Source organism: Deinococcus roseus (assembly GCF_014646895.1).
In the GTDB taxonomy this organism is placed as follows: Bacteria; Deinococcota; Deinococci; order Deinococcales; family Deinococcaceae; genus Deinococcus_C; species Deinococcus_C roseus.
Genome location: NZ_BMOD01000031.1, coordinates 15,896 through 32,808, shown reverse-complemented (window position 1 = coordinate 32,808; position 16,913 = coordinate 15,896). Strand labels below are relative to the sequence as shown.

Annotated in this window: 20 protein-coding genes; 15 read left to right on the top strand and 5 right to left on the bottom strand. The window is 56.1% G+C overall.

Going from position 1 to position 16,913, the window contains the following annotated elements; all coding sequences use genetic code 11:
• The first annotated feature begins 1 nt into the window (after window position 1).
• The 8 genes from IEY52_RS23170 (at window position 2) to IEY52_RS23135 (ending at window position 6,850) form a co-directional block, all read left to right on the top strand.
• Window positions 2-1,081 carry an ATP-binding protein gene (locus IEY52_RS23170; protein ID WP_189007766.1) on the top strand — a complete coding sequence of 360 codons (1,080 nt, stop codon included), beginning with the start codon at window positions 2-4 and terminating at the stop codon, window positions 1,079-1,081.
• Window positions 1,081-1,449: a hypothetical protein gene (locus IEY52_RS23165; RefSeq protein WP_189007763.1), complete on the top strand. Its 369-nt coding sequence runs from the start codon at window positions 1,081-1,083 to the stop codon at window positions 1,447-1,449. The genes IEY52_RS23170 and IEY52_RS23165 overlap by 1 nt, the downstream gene beginning before the upstream one ends.
• Window positions 1,450-1,476: 27 nt before the next feature.
• On the top strand, window positions 1,477-1,929 hold the full coding sequence (locus IEY52_RS23160) for a hypothetical protein (protein WP_189007761.1): 453 nt from the start codon (window positions 1,477-1,479) through the stop codon (window positions 1,927-1,929).
• A gap of 77 nt (window positions 1,930-2,006) precedes the next feature.
• Window positions 2,007-2,669 (top strand): DUF6891 domain-containing protein, encoded by a 663-nt coding sequence (locus tag IEY52_RS23155; protein ID WP_373289915.1) that lies wholly within the window; start codon window positions 2,007-2,009, stop codon window positions 2,667-2,669.
• A 2-nt stretch (window positions 2,670-2,671) separates the two neighbouring features.
• Complete coding sequence (locus IEY52_RS23150; RefSeq protein ID WP_189007757.1) at window positions 2,672-4,879, top strand: DUF5682 family protein; 2,208 nt, start codon at window positions 2,672-2,674, stop codon at window positions 4,877-4,879.
• The gene (locus IEY52_RS23145) at window positions 4,876-5,316 is read left to right on the top strand and encodes a hypothetical protein (protein ID WP_189007754.1); all 441 of its coding nucleotides are present in this window, start codon (window positions 4,876-4,878) and stop codon (window positions 5,314-5,316) included. Before IEY52_RS23150 ends, IEY52_RS23145 begins: the two co-directional genes overlap by 4 nt.
• A gap of 77 nt (window positions 5,317-5,393) precedes the next feature.
• Window positions 5,394-6,074: a uracil-DNA glycosylase gene (locus IEY52_RS23140; protein WP_189007752.1), complete on the top strand. Its 681-nt coding sequence runs from the start codon at window positions 5,394-5,396 to the stop codon at window positions 6,072-6,074.
• Window positions 6,074-6,850, top strand: a complete 777-nt coding sequence (locus IEY52_RS23135) for a DUF6348 family protein (protein ID WP_189007750.1) — start codon at window positions 6,074-6,076, stop codon at window positions 6,848-6,850. Before IEY52_RS23140 ends, IEY52_RS23135 begins: the two co-directional genes overlap by 1 nt.
• A 37-nt stretch (window positions 6,851-6,887) precedes the next feature.
• On the opposite strand, the gene IEY52_RS23130 is transcribed toward IEY52_RS23135, so the two are convergent.
• Genes IEY52_RS23130 through IEY52_RS23115 form a run of 4 tightly spaced genes read right to left on the bottom strand, consistent with a single transcriptional unit; the run spans window position 6,888 to window position 10,307 of the window.
• Entirely contained in the window at window positions 6,888-8,135 is a 1,248-nt protein-coding gene (locus tag IEY52_RS23130) for an ABC transporter permease (protein WP_189007747.1), read from the bottom strand.
• On the bottom strand, window positions 8,132-8,884 hold the full coding sequence (locus tag IEY52_RS23125) for an ABC transporter ATP-binding protein (protein ID WP_189007744.1): 753 nt from the start codon (window positions 8,882-8,884) through the stop codon (window positions 8,132-8,134). Before IEY52_RS23125 ends, IEY52_RS23130 begins: the two co-directional genes overlap by 4 nt.
• 9 nt (window positions 8,885-8,893) lie before the next feature.
• A complete protein-coding gene (locus IEY52_RS23120; protein WP_189007741.1) occupies window positions 8,894-9,547 on the bottom strand; it encodes a hypothetical protein in 654 nt (217 codons plus the stop codon).
• Window positions 9,540-10,307, bottom strand: coding sequence for an ATP-binding cassette domain-containing protein (locus IEY52_RS23115; protein ID WP_189007738.1), 768 nt, complete (start codon window positions 10,305-10,307; stop codon window positions 9,540-9,542). The genes IEY52_RS23120 and IEY52_RS23115 overlap by 8 nt, the downstream gene beginning before the upstream one ends.
• Before the next feature lie 305 nt (window positions 10,308-10,612).
• On the opposite strand from IEY52_RS23115, the gene IEY52_RS23110 reads away from it, so the two are divergent.
• The 3 genes from IEY52_RS23110 (at window position 10,613) to IEY52_RS23100 (ending at window position 12,346) form a co-directional block, all read left to right on the top strand.
• Window positions 10,613-11,788 carry a VWA domain-containing protein gene (locus IEY52_RS23110; RefSeq protein ID WP_189007736.1) on the top strand — a complete coding sequence of 392 codons (1,176 nt, stop codon included), beginning with the start codon at window positions 10,613-10,615 and terminating at the stop codon, window positions 11,786-11,788.
• Window positions 11,789-11,871: 83 nt separating this feature from the next.
• Complete coding sequence (locus tag IEY52_RS23105) at window positions 11,872-12,033, top strand: hypothetical protein (RefSeq protein WP_189007733.1); 162 nt, start codon at window positions 11,872-11,874, stop codon at window positions 12,031-12,033.
• A 7-nt stretch (window positions 12,034-12,040) separates the two neighbouring features.
• On the top strand, window positions 12,041-12,346 hold the full coding sequence (locus IEY52_RS23100; RefSeq protein WP_189007730.1) for a hypothetical protein: 306 nt from the start codon (window positions 12,041-12,043) through the stop codon (window positions 12,344-12,346).
• Window positions 12,347-12,494: 148 nt separating this feature from the next.
• Here the strand turns inward: IEY52_RS23100 and IEY52_RS23095 are convergent, their stop codons facing one another.
• Window positions 12,495-15,332, bottom strand: a complete 2,838-nt coding sequence (locus IEY52_RS23095; RefSeq protein ID WP_189007727.1) for an AfsR/SARP family transcriptional regulator — start codon at window positions 15,330-15,332, stop codon at window positions 12,495-12,497.
• Window positions 15,333-15,833: 501 nt separating this feature from the next.
• Between IEY52_RS23095 and IEY52_RS23090 the strand changes: the two genes are divergently transcribed.
• From IEY52_RS23090 to IEY52_RS23075, 4 genes are all read left to right on the top strand, one after another.
• Window positions 15,834-16,253 (top strand): hypothetical protein, encoded by a 420-nt coding sequence (locus IEY52_RS23090; protein WP_189007724.1) that lies wholly within the window; start codon window positions 15,834-15,836, stop codon window positions 16,251-16,253.
• 19 nt (window positions 16,254-16,272) lie between these two features.
• Entirely contained in the window at window positions 16,273-16,428 is a 156-nt protein-coding gene (locus IEY52_RS23085; RefSeq protein WP_189007721.1) for a hypothetical protein, read from the top strand.
• A 76-nt stretch (window positions 16,429-16,504) separates the two neighbouring features.
• Window positions 16,505-16,660, top strand: coding sequence for a hypothetical protein (locus tag IEY52_RS23080; RefSeq protein WP_189007718.1), 156 nt, complete (start codon window positions 16,505-16,507; stop codon window positions 16,658-16,660).
• An 86-nt stretch (window positions 16,661-16,746) separates the two neighbouring features.
• Window positions 16,747-16,902 carry a hypothetical protein gene (locus IEY52_RS23075; RefSeq protein WP_189007715.1) on the top strand — a complete coding sequence of 52 codons (156 nt, stop codon included), beginning with the start codon at window positions 16,747-16,749 and terminating at the stop codon, window positions 16,900-16,902.
• Window positions 16,903-16,913 lie beyond the last annotated feature (11 nt).

Sequence of the window (16,913 nt, the reverse complement as noted above, 5' to 3'; positions counted from 1 at the left end):
CATGAGTGACGTTTTGCGCCAGCACGCCGAGAAACAATTTGCCCACGAACTCGTTGCCCTCAAAAACTTTGATGACAGGCCCAAACCCCCAAACTGGGAACTCAGCCCCTCTGCAGTGATCACCTACCTGCTGGGAGGCACCCTGCCAGATGGAACCGAAATCAGCGCCAAATACGTGGGAAGCCGCCGCCTGATGGAAATTGCAGTGTCCACCCTGGCCACAGACCGGGCACTCTTGCTTTATGGGGTGCCTGGAACTGCAAAAAGCTGGGTATCTGAGCACCTTGCAGCCGCCATCTCGGGTGACTCTTCCATGCTGATTCAGGGCACTGCAGGCACCAGCGAGGAAGCCATCCGTTACGGCTGGAATTACGCCCGCCTGCTCTCCGAAGGCCCCAGCCGTGCAGCGCTGGTGGAAAGCCCCCTGATGCGCACCATGCAGGAAGGCAAGCTCTGCCGCATTGAAGAACTGACCCGCATCCCCAGCGACGTGCAAGACACCCTGATCACCGTGCTCTCCGAGAAAACCCTGCCGGTTCCCGAACTGAACACCGAAGTGCAGGCGGTCAAGGGGTTCAACGTGATTGCCACCGCCAACAACCGGGACAAAGGGGTCAATGAACTGTCCAGCGCCCTCAAACGCCGCTTCAACACCGTGATTTTACCTGTGCCAGACAGTGCAGAAGAGGAAATCCTGATCGTGCAGCGCCGGGTCAACGAACTGGGCCGTGCCCTGGAAATCCCCAGCGAACCCCCCGCCCTTGAAGAAATCCGCCGCATTGTCACCATCTTCCGTGAACTGCGCAATGGCGTCACCGAAGACGGCAAAACCAAGCTGAAAAGCCCTTCTGGAACGCTGTCCACTGCAGAAGCCATCTCGGTGGTGGGACAGGGGCTCAGTCTGGCTGCACACTTCGGAGATGCCATTTTGCGGCCCCACGATGTGGCCGCAGGTCTGGTGGGGGCCATTGTGAAAGACCCTGTGCAGGACAGGGTGGTCTGGCATGAATACCTGGAAACCGTGGTGAAAGAGCGCTCGGGATGGAAGGATGTCTACCGCGCCTGCAAGGAAGTCAGCTGATGACCGCTGACCTGAATCAGGCCCTGCAAGACTTTTTAAATGACCTGAACGACGTTGCAGAAGACCACGGGGAGATCTTTGACACTGCCGTTCGGGAGAATCTGTTTGAGGCCGTGTACCTGGGATTTCTGGTGCCCAGGGCAGGCTACAAACTCCCAGACCGTTTTGGCATGTACAGCGAAGCGGCCAATGCAGCCATCAAAACAGCCCTGCAAAAATACCTTGATGCTGCCGTTCCACTGGCTGCAGATCTGACCCCTCAGGAAAGGCTGGACGCTTTCCAGAACCCTGAAGTGCAAACCGAAGACGGCCTGACCCCGGATGAATTTTTCGGGTGGATCGAAAACATCACCGACCTGAGCAACTGATTTTGACTTTTCCGGAAAGGACCCCCGATGATCCAGCTCCTTGACTTCCTGAAAACCCGCGCCTTTGCTGGGGTTCCCCTCGGGTCCAGCCCCGAGGCCCTCAAGGCTGCCCTGGGTGAACCCACCTACGAATACACCGACACCTTTGCCCACACGCTGGAATACGGCCTCTTTGAATTTGCCTTCTCCCCCAAAAGCCGCCAGCTTTACATGATCCACACGCAGGACTTCGAGGTGCCCACCCTGGGAAACACCCAGGAACTCGACCCCTGGGTGCTGACCGCTGGCGTGCACATCCTGGACACCATGAAAGCTGCAGATGAAGAGGGCCTGCAATACACCTACGACCCCGAAAACCTCACCCTGAAATTTGCCTCTGGTGTGGATCTGGTGTTCTACGGAGACACCCCGGCCACCTCCACCATTTATTCCATTGAAGCCAGAGACATGGCGCTTTACCAGGGGGATCTGGAAGGATAAGGGGAGAGGGCATTGGCGTTGGAAAGGGCGCAGCACGCTGCGCCCCTACACAAAAACACAGGGGTGCATACCAAAAGATGGAAGATTGGCAGCAGATTGAACAACAAATGCGTTTACGGATCTGGGGTGGATTTGAAAACCCAGAGGATTTCAAACGTTGTTTTGTGGTGGATTATCTTCAAGACTGGCAAGATGCTGAGAACCAGCGATTGTTTGAGATCCTGACAGATCGCCTGTTCGAGGAATACAGGTCAGAACAAGCAACCTGGGTGTTCCCCACTGACCATGACCTGTTGCAACAGGCATTTGAAAGCATGGAGCATGAAGGAATTCTGGTTCTGCAGAACCTGCAAAGCACCAATTCATCCGCACCTTATGAGGCTCTGGAGGAATTGAAAGAACGCCTTCTGGAGTTTGATTTCATTTATTTGCTCAAGCAGTTGGGGGTGCTGGATCCTTTTGATAAAGAATTGGATGACAATTGTTATTATGGCTTGCTGCACTCTGAGCCCGTGAAGATTAAAGGTTATGTTTATTACACGGGGTATCGGATGGATGATGCAGTCAGAGGCAAAGCATTTTACCTGGGTTATCAGGATTTTTATGAAAACCTCCAGATCAAACAAGACATTGCAGAAACCATCTTCAGAACCCTGAAGACCACCGGTTTGCAGGTGTTCTGGGATGGGGAAGCCAGCCGCAAAATCGAAGTCCACATGAAGTGGCAGAAAAGAGCGTGAACATGTCCAACGTGCATCTTTTTGGCATCCGTCACCACGGGCCGGGATCCGCCCGCAGCCTGAAAGCGGCCCTGGAACGCCTGGAACCCGATGTGATCCTGATTGAAGGCCCCCCCGAGGCCGAACCCCTGCTGAATTTTCTGGAGTCCGAAGACCTGAAACCTCCGGTGGCCATGCTGTCTTATGTGCCGGAAGACCCCAGCCGCTGTGCGTTTTTCCCTTTTGCGGATTTCAGCCCAGAGTGGATTGCCATGAAGCACGGAGTCCAGCATGGAGCACGGGTGCGTTTCATGGACATGCCGCAGGTGCACTGGCTGGCCCCCCGTGAAGCCGCAGCAGAAGAACAGATCGAGGCCAGCCCTTTCCAGAAAGACCCGATTTCCCATCTGGCGGAGGCTGCAGGTTACTCCGACAGCGAGCGCTGGTGGGAACACCATGTGGAACTGCGGGGCAACGAGGAGGGCATTTTCGAGGCCGTGCTGGGGGCAATGGGTGCTTTACGGGAGGTTCTGGTGGCTCCCCATGATGCCCCAAGACCTGCTTCTCCTTTCGAGGAGCAGCGTGAAGCCTTCATGCGGGAAAGCATCCGCAAAGCCCAGAAAGACGGCTTCGAGAAAATTGCCGTGGTGTGCGGAGCGTGGCATGCTCCGGCCCTGCTGGACCCGGGCAATGCAAAAGCGGACAAAGCCCTGCTGAAAGACCTTCCGAAAGCCAAAATCGCCATGACCTGGGTGCCCTGGACGCATGGTAGACTGGCCTTCAGTAGTGGGTATGGTGCTGGGGTGGAATCTCCCGGTTGGTACTCCCACCTGTGGCGCAACCCCGAGAACCCCACCGTTTCCTGGATGGTGCGGGTGGCCCAGCTTCTCAGAAGCAAAGATCTGGACGCTTCCAGTGCCTCTGTCATTGAGGCGGTGCGTCTGGCAGAAACCCTGACTGCCCTCACGCAGCGCAAGGTGCCCGGTCTGCCTGAATTGATGGACGCGGTGCGGGCGGTGCTGTGCTTCGGGGACGATGGGATGGTGCAGGTGATCCATCAGGAACTGATCCTGGGAGAAGAACTGGGAACGGTGCCTGCAGAAGTGCCCAGTGCGCCCCTTTCCAGAGATTTGCAAGCCTTGCAGAAACGCCTGAGGCTGTCTCCTGCGGCTGGAGCGAAGGATCTGGACCTTGATCTTAGAAAAGAGAACGATCTGGAACGCTCCCAGGTGCTGCACCGCCTGAGGCTTCTGGGCGTGAACTGGGGGGAAATCCGTCCGGTGTCCACCAAGGGCACGTTTAAAGAAGGCTGGACCCTGCAGTGGATGCCCGAGTACGAAATCCGCCTGATTGAAGCCGGGCGTTACGGCCAGACGGTGGCCTCTGCCTCAGAAAACCGGGTGCTGGAAATCACCCAGCAGGCCACCACCCTGCCAGAAGTCACCCAGGTTTTGCAGGACACTTTGCTGGCCCACCTTCCTGAAGCCACAAAGCGCACCATCCAGAAACTCAGCGATCTGGCTGCCAGCAGCACCGACGTGACCCACCTGATGCAGGCCATTCCCAGCCTGGGACAGGTGGCACGGTACGGCAACGTGCGCCAGACCGACACCCAGCTTCTTTTGCACGTGCTGGACGGATTGATTGCCCGTGTGTGTGTGGGCCTCTCCAATGCTGTGGCCTCTCTGGACGATCAGGCGGCAGACCAGATGCAGGAACGGGTGCAGAGCACCCATGCTGCCCTCAGAAACCTGCAGAACGAGGAATACCTGAAAGAATGGCAGGGCACCCTCAAGAAAATTTCCAGCCAGGGTGGCGTGCATGGTCTGGTGGTGGGTCGGGTGGTGCGCCTGCTCAGCGACGCCAGAGAATTTAATCCTGATGAGGTCGCAAAAGCCTTCCGTCTGGGCCTCAGCAACCCCGAACCCGAACAGGCCGCCAACTGGGCCGAGGGTTTCCTGAAAGGCAGCGGTCTGGTCCTGATCCACGACCACAACCTCTGGAACCTGCTGGACCACTGGGTCACTGAACTCTCCGAAGATGCTTTTCAGCGCATTTTGCCCCTGATGCGCCGCACCTTCTCCACTTTTGCTCCTGCAGAACGCAAGAAACTCGGAGAACAGGCCAGACAGGGTCAGGGCACCCTGACCGCACAGCAAGAAGAGGGCATCAATGTGCAACGGAGCGAGAAAGTGCTTCCTTTGCTGCACATGATATTGGGGAGTGCATGAGCCAGCAGGAACTTCTGGAAATCTTTGCCCGGCAGGTGGTGAAATATGCCCGTGATGATGTCATCACTTTCTTTGATGATTTCTTCACTGGCAAAACCCGCAGCACAACAGGTCAAATCCTCCTGCAGAAGTATCAGGAAGCAGAGAACAAAGAGCATTTCTTAAAGGAATACATGATCCCATACGCGGTTGACAGTGCCATTGAGGTGTTTTTGCAGGTTTTTGACACCGACCTCAGGTTCAAGATCTCCATTCAGAACCAGCAGGGTGAATATGTGGACGCCCTGGACCTGACGGATGGTTGTGAGGCCGAGTATGCAGGAGAAGATGGCTGGGCTGAGAAATACTCCATGCACAGGCTGGGCCTGCTTAAAGTGGAGCATGAAGAGACCTCAAAATCCATGAAGCGCATTCTCAAGAAAGATGATGGTGTCTAAAACAGATGACACCTGTAGGGGCGAGGCATGCCTCGCCCTCACCCGCCCCCCAAATTCCCCCTTTAAAGGAGAAAACCATGAACTTGCGTGAATTGATCCCTGAAGAATGGCAAGCTGTTTTAGGCGATGTGCTGGATTCCCCCAGATTTGCTGCCCTCGAAAAACACCTCTCTGAGCAGTACCAGAACCACACCGTTTACCCTCCCAGAGAGGATTTGTTTTCTGCCCTCAGGCTCACCCCTTACGAGAACGTGCGGGTGCTGATTCTGGGCCAGGACCCTTACCACGGGGCAGGTCAGGCGCATGGCCTGAGCTTCAGTGTCAAAAAGGGCGTCACCCCGCCCCCTTCACTGAAGAACATCTACAAGGAATTGAAAACCGATGTGGACTTCAAAATTCCGAAACACGGTGAATTGATCTCCTGGGCAGAGCAGGGTGTGTTGATGCTCAATGCCGTACTGACCGTGCGGGAGGCCGAGCCGAACTCCCACGCCAACCAGGGCTGGGAGGAATTTACGGATGCCATCATCCGGGCGGTGAACCGAAAAGAGCAGAGGGTGGTTTTTATCCTCTGGGGAAGTTACGCTAGGAAGAAGAACAAACTGATCACTGGCCCGCAACATGTGGTGCTGGAGTCAGGCCACCCGAGTCCTTTAAGTGTGAAACATTTTCTTGGCAGCCGTCCGTTCAGTCGCACCAATCAGGCACTTGAGGAGGCAAATTTGCCCCCCATCAACTGGCAACTCCCGGAGGGGTAATGTCCGAAAAGTGGATAGCAGAGAGCTTGCGTCAGATGTTTCCGGCCATGCAGGTCAGGACCAGGGACACTGAGGTCACGTTCTCGCTTCCCGGAATGAAGGGTTCGGTGCGTGAATTTGCCCGCCAGGAACACCCGACCATGGTGCAGGTGGGTCTGGTGTTTCAGGTGATCCTGGAAAAATTCCCCGGTTCGGCCCCTTTGCAGGAGAGCATCACCGAGTTTGGACAGGACGCGCAGGAAGCCATCCATGAGGCCTGTCGCAACTGGCGCAACTCGGTTTACGAGGTGCTGTGGCAGTGCATCGAGAACATGGAGCCTGAATACCAGGTTTACAGCCTGAATGCCGAGTTTGGTTTATTGAGAACCTGGAAGGTTTACGCTGGCACCCCGCAGGTCAGAACCCCCAGTCCTGAAACCCGTGCTGCAGTCCTGAGCCATTTTCATTCGCAGCCGTGGGTGGAACTGGTGAACCAGCGGGCCATTCCCACCGACTTCACCGAGTTTGGGGTCTACGACTGGCGTCTGGTGATGCACTCCATGGAGGGCAATGAACCTTTCGTGGAGTGTTTGCTCAATGGGCTTCCCTGGGAACTCGGGACCGAGGCGGTTTTTGACCACACCCTGAAGCCGAGGGGTCCTTTCAAGCTGTTCAAGGTGCATTTCATTTTCATTCCCGAGGAACAGCGGGTGCTGCAGGCAGGGGAGATGCGTTCTTTCATCAACCAGATGCAGACGAGGCGCAAACAGTGGTGGCAATTCTGGAAAAGGGACTGACCTGAGGTTTTGGTCAGTCCCTTCTGGTCATTAGACATCAGCGGTTGCGAAAAGCCATCTGGTTTTTTGCAAAGAACCGCATGGACAGCCGATAAAGCACCATGAAAACCAGCACATTGGTCAGCAGCACAGACCCCAGATGCAGGGTGCTGGCCTGGTTTTTCAGGATGTCGATGATCAGGAGCATGTTGTTGATCACCGGGGCAAAATACAGGGCATTGTGGCTCTGAAAGTAATCGGAGAACTGGATGATGAGGGCCGAGGTGGCAATCACAATCCCGATGGGGGCCACCCTGCTCTGGGCTTCCTTGACGCTTCTGGAGGTCATGGAGATGTGGTACTGCACTGCACTGCTGATCAGGGCAAAACTGAACAGCACCAGTGCGACCAGCAGGTAACCCATCAGGTCCAGCTGAATGCCCTGTCCGAAAAGCTGGGTGTAACTGCTGCTCACGCCTTTCAGGTGGTGCAGGATTTCTGGCAGCACCGTCAGGGTGAGGATTCTGGAGAGGGAAAGCCCCAGAAACACGCAGGCACTGCTGATCAGGCTGATGACAATGACTGTGAGCAGTTTGGCCTGCAAGACCATCTGGATGGGAACAGGGGCGGCCAGCAGGTTTTCAAAGGTGCCTTTTTCCCGTTCTCCTGCCAGGGTGTCAATGGCCGCAGCCTGGCCTCCGATGATGATGAACTGGATCAGGAATATGGGGATCAGGAAGAACAGCATCCCGTTCTGCCTTTCCTGTTTGCTGGCCGTGTCCTGATAGGCCAGCTGGAAAGCCGTGGGTCCTTCAAGGGGCCTGAGCTGTTTGTCCACTTTCTCGTAAATCAGACGCACCTTGAGGTTTTCCAGGGCCTGTTTCAGGTTGCTGCCAATCAGGGCACTTTTCTGGTTGGTGCTGTTGAAGTACAGCTGCATTCTGGCCTCAGGCTGCCCCAGAGGCTTGCTGATGTCCAGGACCACAGGATGTTTTTTCAGGCTCTCAGGATTGATTTTTGCCAGGGGCACCAGCTGGAACGTGCTGCCTGTGCCGCTTCCAGTTTCCAGGAAGTCCCTCTGTTCTGGAGTCAGGTGTTCCAGGTGTTGCACGGCCACCTGCTGTTTCTCGGTGCTGGTCTTGCCAATGAAATTCCCGTACAGCACAGGCAGACCCAGCATCAGCACCGGAATGATCAGCAGGGGCACCAGCACACTGGCATAAAAGGCTTTGCGGTCCAGAATGAAAGCCAGAATTTCCCTTCTGGCAATGTGCAGCAACGGGGAGAGGTTCATGCGGGGGTTCATGCTGAGGCTCCTGTCCGGGAGAGGCGCAGGGCCTGCGAAGGCATCTGGATGCTCTCAAAGTAGTGTTCCTCCATGGACTGGCCTTTCAGCAGCAACCGGTTGCGGGTGGTTTCACTGACCACCTGTCCCTGGTCCAGAATGCAGATGGTGTCGCACAGGCGCTCGATTTCTTCCATGATGTGGGTGGAGTACAGGATGGTGCGTTTTGCAGAACGGTAGTAGGCCACAAAATCAAAGAGGGTTTTGCGGGTCAGGATGTCCAGGCCGCTGCTGGCCTCGTCCAGAATGAGCACTTCGGGTTCGTGCAGGATGGCCCGCGCAATGATGATTTTCTGGCGCATTCCTGTAGAAAGCTGTTCTGCGGGTTGCAGCAGGAAGTCCCGGAAGTGCAGCACCTCGTCGAGTTCATCGATGCGGCGGTCGATCTGCTGCCTCTTCAGGCCATGCAGGTGCCCGAAGAAATGCAGGAAGGCTTTTGCGCTGCTCTGGTCATACAGGTTCATGCCACCATTGACCACCCCAATGCGGTTTCGGTGCAGGACGGGTTGCTGAAAAATGGAGTCTCCCCGGAAGGTGATGCCTCCCTGCTGGGGTTGCAGGGTGGTGCAGATCATGCGCAGCAACGTGGTTTTTCCTGCCCCGTTGTTGCCCAGCAATCCGTAAATGCCTCCCGGGGGAATGGTCAGGTTCAGGTTCTCGAAAACGGTGTGGTTTCCATAACGGTGGGTCAGGTTTTGAATGTTCAGCATGGTTTCTCCTCAATCCAGCAGGATGTTTTTTCTGCGGATGGTCCACTGGACACCCCACAGCACAAGGGCTGAATACAACAGGGTTTTGGGGATGGCGACGACCAGCTGGGTCACATCGCCAGGGTAAAAAGGCAGGAGTTGGCCTGCCACCGACTGTCCTCCCAGAAAGTAAGATCCCAGGATCAGCAGGACAGAGAGACCAAAAGTGGAGTTGATGGTTCTGGCTCCCCTGTTCAGGCTGAGGTGGCTGCGGTAGAGCAGCAGGGAATACAGGTTGGTGCACAAAAAAGCCGTCAGAACCAGCAGTGGAAGGCTTGCAGGAAAGGTGTGGCTTTGCAAGCTGTACCTCAGGACCATGGGCAGGTAAAGCGTGGTGGTCAGCAGGGTGACCGCAAGGTTCTGGGCCAGTGAAATGGCCGGGGTGCCCAGTTCTGCCCGCAAAATCCGGGGGATGCTGCCTTTGAACCGGCTGCTGAGCCGGGAAGCCAGCAGCACACCGGTGAGGCTGAACATCAGGGTCAACTGGGCCTGAAAGAGGTTCAGGTCCTGCGCAGGATCGCTGAAGGTGAAGGCCAGAAACGCAACCAGCAATTCCAGCACACAGAAGGTGCGCAGGTAATACTCGTGCAGCATCAGGCGCACCAGGGTCAGGATTTTAAGCATGGGTTTCTCCGTACAGGCGGTCATGGTTGATGCTGTTTTCCATGCCCAGCAGCCCCGCAAGGTCCATTTCGCCGCGTTCCTGGAAAGGACGGGTGGTGGTGACGATCTGGTTTCCCACCTGCGTTTTGAAATGCACATCCACGTAATCCAGCACATCGATGGGACACAGGCTGTGGTTTTTGATGGCCAGGTATGCCGTGCTGGTGGAGAGCAGGTCGTCCAGACGGTGGGAGATCATGAAAGAGCATTGGTTTCGGTGATGGGTTTTGAAGTATTCCAGCACCCTGTTGCGGGCACCATCGTCCAGACCCACGGTGGCCTCATCCAGAATGAAGATGCGGGCCTGTTTTTTGGCCAGACCCTGCACCCAGTTGAGTTTCTGCAGCATCCCATAAGACAGATCCTGCAGGGTGCTGCCAAAGGCATCGAAGTCCAGGTGTTCAGCGATCTGGTGCATCAGTTTGAGCTCCAGTCCCCGAATGCCTGCCATGTACTTTAGAAAGTCACGGACCCGCAGATCCAGCCCGTAACTGAGGGTTTCAGGAATGTAAGAGATGCAGGACGCAGAGAGGGGTTTGCCTTCAAAAAGGATCTGTCCCTGTCTGGGATGCAGTTCTCCCAGCAGCAATTTGACAAAGGTGGATTTCCCGCTGCCATTTTTGCCGATCAGCGCATAATTTTGCCGGGGCAAAGTCAGGTTCAGGTCTCGAAAAATGGTTTGCTTTTCAAAAGCGAATGAAAGGTTCTGGAATTCCAGCATGGTGACTCCTGTCAGAGGGGTGGGCAGGTTTGTGACACAGAAAACCTGCCCATGAATCTTAGCGTGCGGGGGTGCTGCAGAACAGCAGGCATGCGACAAGCAGGATCACCAGGGGCATACGAATCTCCTTTCATATGGGTTGTGCATTTCAGGGAATTGCTCCTCTGATGGAAGCCATTAAACCAGCCGGGCCGCACATCCCAATCTCACCCCATCCACAAAATGAACTTGCTGCAAAAAATATGCTATAAACAAAATACATGCCTTCATTTTCTTGATATGGTAAAATCTCTGAAAGGATACCCATGACCACAAACCATTCAACTGAAAACAATTCAAGCCGTCTGGAACGCTGGAGGCTCATCCTGGGGGGCCAGCAGGACGGCACCGGATGCAAGCTGCAAGGTGAAGCCCTGCGCATGGACCGGGCTTTAGAAGCCCTCTACGATTCAGACCGCTCGGGAGGCCTGGGTTCCAGTGCCCCCAAAGCTGCAGCCTGGCTGGGAGACATCCGCAAATTCTTTCCCAGCAGTGTGGTGAAAGTCATGCAGAAAGACGCCTTCGAGCGCCTGGGCATGGAACGCATGCTGCTGGAACCCGAATTCATGGAAAACGTGGAGCCCAACGTGCACCTGGCCGCCACTTTGATCGGTCTGCAATCGGTGATGCCCAACAAGGTCAAGGACACCGCCCGTCTGGTGGTGCGCAAAGTGGTGGAAGATCTGGAACGCAAACTCGCAGAACCCATGCGTGAAGCCGTGACCGGAAGCCTCAACAAGGCCATCCGCAACAACCGACCCCGCCACAACGAGATGGACTGGAACCGCACCATCCGGGCCAACCTCAAGCACTACCAGCAGGAGTACAGAAGCATCATCCCAGAGCGCAGGATTGGGTATGGCCGCAAGAAATCTGCCCTCAGGGACATTGTGCTGTGCATCGACCAGTCTGGCAGCATGGGCACCTCCGTGGTGTACTCCAGCATCTTTGGAGCGGTGCTGGCCTCCATCAAGGCGGTGAGCACCAGAATGGTGGTCTTTGACACCGAAATTGTGGACCTCTCCGACCAGCTTTCTGACCCGGTGGAAGTGCTGTTCGGGATTCAACTGGGTGGAGGCACCGACATCAACCGGGCCATGGCCTACTGCGAAACCCTGATCGAGCGCCCGGAGGAAACCATTTTCATCCTGATCAGCGACCTGTACGAAGGGGGAGACCAGAAAGCCATGATCCGGCGTGCAGGGCACCTGAAAGCCTCCGGGGTGCAGGTGGTGGCCTTGCTGGCCCTCAACGACGACGGTCAACCTTCCTTTGACCACCGTGTGGCAGAGGCTTTCGCTGCCTTTGACATCCCCAGTTTTGCCTGCACCCCGGACCAGTTCCCGGACCTGATGGCAGTGGCGATCCAGCGCAGACCCATCTCCGAATGGGCGGCCAGTCAGAACATCGTGCTGGCAGGTGGGGCAAAGCAGGGCGGTTAAACTTTCAGACTGCATTCTTTTTCCCCGTTTTTTCTCTGGCTTCCCTCTAACCTGATTTCAATTCAAGCAGGAGGGAACCAACCATGAAAAAACACGTACTGGCTTTTGTGATTGTGCTGTTTGCTGCTGTGGCCCACGCCGAAACCACTCCTGATTTCACTTCCACCAGTGCTGGCATCACCATCATCATTTCTCCCTGTGGGACCGGAGGAACCATCACCCTCCCACCCCTGCCCAAAATTTGAGGATGACATGACAGGCTTCAATCTCTCCACTGCAACCCCCATCATGGACGTGTTGCGCCGCCGTGCAGTTTACTGGAATGGTGAACAGGTGGACCCCTTCGTCCAGCAGCAACTTCTCATCGAGCTGGAACTGCTGGAAGGGTGCCGGGACCTCTGGTGTGTCCAGAGCAGTCTGCACCGCCTGGAGGTGCTGGAAGACCACCTGCCCTCCATTGATGTGACCCTGCTGCACGCTCTGAAAGAAGCCGTACAGAACTGGCTGGAACCGCAAAATTCCAGGGGGATGGATTCATTCGATCAACAGCAAGAATGAGTCGTTGAAGAAGACAACAGTTTACAGTGAACAGTCCACAGCAAAAAATTCTGAGGGCAACTTGAATCAAGCTTCATTTGCATCCTGGTGGCAATTTTTGCTCTCACTGAAAACTGTGAACTAAAAACTGTGAACTGACAACTCTAAATCAGGAAGACAGCAGAACCTCATAGGGCTCGGGATGGTCTCCGAGCTCTTCTCGCATCAGGCGGGCGTACTGCTGGTAGGCCCGTTGTGAGAGCTGCACATCCCCTTCCCGGTGGTACAGCCGGATGATCTCCTGGTGGATGGGCAGGCTCAGGGGATCGAGCTGCAGGGCTTTCTGGTAGGCCTGCAAAGCCCTGGTCAGGTGGGTTTCATTTCGGGCACGGGTCAGACACAACCTCACCATGCATTCCCGCAGGTGATCGCGGTGCTGCAGGATCCATTCCGTGTCAAAGGCAGGCAGGAAATCCCCCTGATACCCGGCAAGGTCAAAATCAGGATCATGTTCCAGGTGCAAGGCGTCCAGTTGCACATCCAGCTCAGGGCTGAGAGAATACTGTCCGTTTTCAAAGGGCAGCGGGTTCAGCACGCTGGGATGGTGCTCCATCAGCACCGCCCGCAATTTGCGCACGGCCACCTTGAAGTACCCCACGTGTTTTTCCTCTCTGGAGCCTTCCCAGAGGGCATCCACAATGCGGTCCCGGTGGGCGCGGCCATGCAGGGCCAGCCACACCAGCAATTCTCCAGCCTTGGCGAAAGGCAGGTGCAGGTCACCTGCAGCGGTCAGCACTTTCAGGCGGCCCAGCGTGAAAATTTTCAGCACCGGTTTTTGCAGGGCCGAACTTTCAAAAGCCAGGGTTTTGTTGTGCAGCAGCAAACCCAGATGGTGGTCTCTTCGGAGCTGGTGCTGCTCTGGATGGTTCTGCAAGTGTCTTTTGAGGGCATTCAGGGCAGCAGAATCCAGCTGGCCTTGCTGTCGCTCAAGTTCTGCCAGATGGCTCTCTGCCCGCAAAGCATGCACGGTGTCCTGCCCAATCAGGGTTTCAAAAAGCCGCTGGGCCTCTCTGGATTCCCCCTGCTGAAAAGCGAGCAATCCCTCCACAAAGCGGTGCATGTCCGAAAATTTCTCTGGTGGAGGGGTGCAGAAGGCAAGGTGCTGCGCTGCCTCCCGGGGCCTTCCAGCAATGCACAGGCTTTCGGCCAGGGTCAGGCGGATGCGCACCTCCAGAGAAGTCTGACCTGTGTCCTGGCTGTGCTGCAAGGCCTCCTGCAAGTGGTCCATGCCGCCTGAAAGGTCCTGCAGGGCCAGATGGATCTCACCCAGGGTTTCCAGCAGCACCGCCAGAAAGGAATTGCGCTCCACCCGGGCAATGGGCAGGGCACGTTCCAGAAGTTTTCGGGCCTCCTCGTATTCCTGTTTGCGCAGGTGCAGGTGCGCCAGATCGTTGAGGATGGTGATGGTGCGGGCAGGCATCTTCAGGGTTTCAAAGTGCAGCAAAGCCTGCCGGAGGGTCTGCTGGGCCTCAGAAAGCAAGGCAAGCTGTTCCTGACAGTTGGCAATGATGTACAGGCTGAGCCCCACCTCCACAGGAGCCTGCTGAAACAGGGCCAGGGTGTGCGCCTGCTGGGCCGATTGCAGGGCCTCCTGGACTTCCCCGAGGTTCATCAGGGCATGGGATTTCAGCCAGTGCAACCGGATGTCTCTGGGGTAGGCATGCAAACTGTGCTCTGCGTGTTTAAGCTGCTGCACATGGTCTTCTCTGCGTCCCTGCCTGCTGTACAGGCGACCCAGATGGTACAGCACCTGTGGGGTCTGCAGGTGTTCCACCGATCTCAGCAGCTCTGCACCCGCTTTGCCATTCCCGGTTTCAATCCAGGCAATGGCAAGCTGGGCCTTCAGGGTGTCGGACAGCACCTCCAGCGGAAAATCCTGCAGCACCTGACGGATCAGGAGCAACTCTGCACGCTGGCTGTACCCCTCGATCAGACGCTCTGCCAGTTGAACCGCTTCCCTGTGCTCTCCAGCTTTCAGGAAATGTTGCAGGGCACGCAGGTTCTCCTCCTGCTCCTGGTGTTTGCGGGCCGCGCGGGTGTGCAAGGTGCGGTACAGCTCAGGATTCTTCTTCAGTTCCCGTTCCAGCGTCTGGGTCATCAGGTGGTGGGGCAGGTGACGCCCTGCTCCCAGTGGGGTGAGCGGAAGGCCCAGTTTGCGCACCTCATCCAGCCAGCCTTCTGGCAGCGGAATTCCGGTGGCAGCAGCCATCTCCTCACTCCACACATCCAGCACAGCCGCCTGGGGAAGGTGTTTTCGCAAAGCAGAGGGCAGGGTGTCCAGGCTTTCCAGAATCAAATCTTCCGGGGCGTAATGCAGAGAAGCCTCACTGGAAATCAGGGCCAGACCTGCCGCCCAGCCCTGCAAAGTCTGGTGGGCATGCAGGGCATTCCCGGCATAATGCCTGGCCTGCAAATACAATTCTGTTTCCTGAGGCGTGAAAGACAGCTGATCTGGACCCAGCAGGAGTGCCGTTCCCTGGGCCAGGTGCCTTGCCAGACGGATGGGAGGATCCATGTAAGTGCTTAAGAGCACCTGATGTCCCTCGCTCAGGGCATCAATGAAACTGTCCAGCTCCCGTCCAGCCTCGCCCCCCAGATGCTGCACCCCATCCAGAATCAGGCGCAGGTTGTCCGGGATGGTGTTGAGGGCCTGGGCCAGAAGCCGCAAGGGCGAGGAAGGATCCAGTCCCAGTTCCAGTGAAGACAGGGCCAGTGCCATGGAATGCCGCAGCATGGCCGGGTCTGCATCGTCCTCCTGCAAAGACAGCCACAGAACTTTTTGCGGACTGGTGCGGGCAAACTGCGCCAGCAAAGTTGTCTTGCCGTACCCTGAGGGGGCCAGCAACACAACCAGTTTGTGATCCTGCGCTCGGGCCAGTCGCTCCAGCAGCAAGGCCCGGGGAAGCTCCTGTTTCAGGGCCTGGGGTGGACGGTGAATTCGTTTCATGGACAACTCCCATTCAGGGCCGTCTTGATGTGTGTGCAAATCAGCACAGGGGAAGAAGTCAGGCTTTCAGTCTTCCTGAATTGTCCGTTCGCCTCCACCCTGCAAGCAGTGACCGCAGTCACCGATCCCCATGAACAGCGGGGAATCCGTGAAAATCCCTTCCCATTTTACGGGTAAACCTCTGGAAAAAGAGTCAGAGGAAACCCCTAAGGGGGAGGGAAGCCGAGGGCAGAGCGACCAGTGCGACGCGGGTCGTCCCGCAAGCACGTTGTAGGGTCAAGAGAGGGCAAAAGACAGCAGAAGGCAGAGGCATGGGACGAAATGTTCAACGGGTTGTAGGGGCGCAGCACGCTGCGCCCTGTTGGCAGGAACCTCGAACAAGACTGTGCCTGGTCGTCTCAATGGCAGAAATATCGATGGTCTTTTCATCGCTGTTGGCTGAACCGCTGGCAGAGCTGGTCTCAACGACTGTAGCCCAATGGAAGAAACCTCAAATCAGGCATGCCTCGCCCACCCCCAAAAATAAACCCAATCCAATTTGAAAGGTGCCTGCAAAACCTGGGAAAAGTTCGGGAAACACCCAGGAAAAACCAGGCAAATTTGAGGCAAAAGGGTGAAAAACGGTTGCAAAGGGGCAAAGCGCATACTTCATATCAAGAAGCGGGCGAGAAGGACAGCGAACTTCAGAGACAGGCTTCTGAACAACAAAAAGCAAGAAAGTGCAAGGCAGTGCATGACAGTGAAGGAAAGGAGTTGGAGATGCAGAAAGCGAATTTCTGGGCAGAGGAATCCCAGGTGCAGGACACCTCACCCACCGAAGATGTCAACATCTTCTGCTTTACCGGATTCAGGTTCATTTTCGAGGGCGAACTTCGTCACCCACAGGCGTTTGAGAGCGAACTGGCTCTTGAGCTTGAGTGAAATTTGAGGAGGAAACGTTATGGATAAAGGCATGTTCTGGACCACCGATGCAAGCGTGTACAGCGAAGAAGTGAGTGTCAACATTCTGGCCCTGACCGGCTATGTGCTGGTGTACTCCAACACCGACACCGACACCGAAGCTTTCGAGAGTGGCCTCGCCACCGAACTCGAATAAGCTGCTGAACTTTCAAACCCACCCCGGGAATTTTTAAACGCTCTCCCAGACAGGGAAAGCTCAAGGAGGAACTTTTATGGACAAAGGCATGTTCTGGATCACCGATGCAAGCGTGTACAGCGAAGAAGTGAGCGTCAACATTCTGGCCCTGACCGGTTATGTGCTGGTGTACTCCAACACCGACACCGACACCGAAGCCTTCGAGAGCGGCCTGGCCGCCGAACTCGAGTAATTCAGCGCTTCTGATTTCACAATCCGCCCTTCACCCCAACGCAATTCACTCCTCTGCAAACCAGAGGATCCCAAAGGAGAAACACCATGGATAAAGGCATGTTCTGGACCAACGATGCAAGCGTGTACAGCGAAGAAGTGAGCGTCAACATTCTGGCTTTGACCGGTTATGTGCTGGTGTACTCCAACACCGACACCGACACCGAAGCCTTCGAGAGCGGCCTCGCCGCCGAACTCGAGTAAGACCAGAAACA

What these genes read in the sequence shown, in the direction of transcription:
- IEY52_RS23075 (WP_189007715.1), top strand. Translation starts at nt 16,747, where the DNA reads ATGGATAAAGGCATGTTCTGGACCAACGATGCAAGCGTGTACAGCGAA.
- IEY52_RS23100 (WP_189007730.1), top strand. Translation starts at nt 12,041, where the DNA reads ATGACAGGCTTCAATCTCTCCACTGCAACCCCCATCATGGACGTGTTG.
- IEY52_RS23115 (WP_189007738.1), bottom strand. Translation starts at nt 10,307, where the DNA reads ATGCTGGAATTCCAGAACCTTTCATTCGCTTTTGAAAAGCAAACCATT.
- IEY52_RS23095 (WP_189007727.1), bottom strand. Translation starts at nt 15,332, where the DNA reads ATGAAACGAATTCACCGTCCACCCCAGGCCCTGAAACAGGAGCTTCCC.
- IEY52_RS23150 (WP_189007757.1), top strand. Translation starts at nt 2,672, where the DNA reads ATGTCCAACGTGCATCTTTTTGGCATCCGTCACCACGGGCCGGGATCC.
- IEY52_RS23080 (WP_189007718.1), top strand. Translation starts at nt 16,505, where the DNA reads ATGGACAAAGGCATGTTCTGGATCACCGATGCAAGCGTGTACAGCGAA.
- IEY52_RS23120 (WP_189007741.1), bottom strand. Translation starts at nt 9,547, where the DNA reads ATGCTTAAAATCCTGACCCTGGTGCGCCTGATGCTGCACGAGTATTAC.
- IEY52_RS23140 (WP_189007752.1), top strand. Translation starts at nt 5,394, where the DNA reads ATGAACTTGCGTGAATTGATCCCTGAAGAATGGCAAGCTGTTTTAGGC.
- IEY52_RS23155 (WP_373289915.1), top strand. Translation starts at nt 2,007, where the DNA reads ATGGAAGATTGGCAGCAGATTGAACAACAAATGCGTTTACGGATCTGG.
- IEY52_RS23110 (WP_189007736.1), top strand. Translation starts at nt 10,613, where the DNA reads ATGACCACAAACCATTCAACTGAAAACAATTCAAGCCGTCTGGAACGC.
- IEY52_RS23160 (WP_189007761.1), top strand. Translation starts at nt 1,477, where the DNA reads ATGATCCAGCTCCTTGACTTCCTGAAAACCCGCGCCTTTGCTGGGGTT.
- IEY52_RS23145 (WP_189007754.1), top strand. Translation starts at nt 4,876, where the DNA reads ATGAGCCAGCAGGAACTTCTGGAAATCTTTGCCCGGCAGGTGGTGAAA.
- IEY52_RS23135 (WP_189007750.1), top strand. Translation starts at nt 6,074, where the DNA reads ATGTCCGAAAAGTGGATAGCAGAGAGCTTGCGTCAGATGTTTCCGGCC.
- IEY52_RS23130 (WP_189007747.1), bottom strand. Translation starts at nt 8,135, where the DNA reads ATGAACCCCCGCATGAACCTCTCCCCGTTGCTGCACATTGCCAGAAGG.
- IEY52_RS23170 (WP_189007766.1), top strand. Translation starts at nt 2, where the DNA reads ATGAGTGACGTTTTGCGCCAGCACGCCGAGAAACAATTTGCCCACGAA.
- IEY52_RS23085 (WP_189007721.1), top strand. Translation starts at nt 16,273, where the DNA reads ATGGATAAAGGCATGTTCTGGACCACCGATGCAAGCGTGTACAGCGAA.
- IEY52_RS23165 (WP_189007763.1), top strand. Translation starts at nt 1,081, where the DNA reads ATGACCGCTGACCTGAATCAGGCCCTGCAAGACTTTTTAAATGACCTG.
- IEY52_RS23090 (WP_189007724.1), top strand. Translation starts at nt 15,834, where the DNA reads ATGCCTCGCCCACCCCCAAAAATAAACCCAATCCAATTTGAAAGGTGC.
- IEY52_RS23125 (WP_189007744.1), bottom strand. Translation starts at nt 8,884, where the DNA reads ATGCTGAACATTCAAAACCTGACCCACCGTTATGGAAACCACACCGTT.
- IEY52_RS23105 (WP_189007733.1), top strand. Translation starts at nt 11,872, where the DNA reads ATGAAAAAACACGTACTGGCTTTTGTGATTGTGCTGTTTGCTGCTGTG.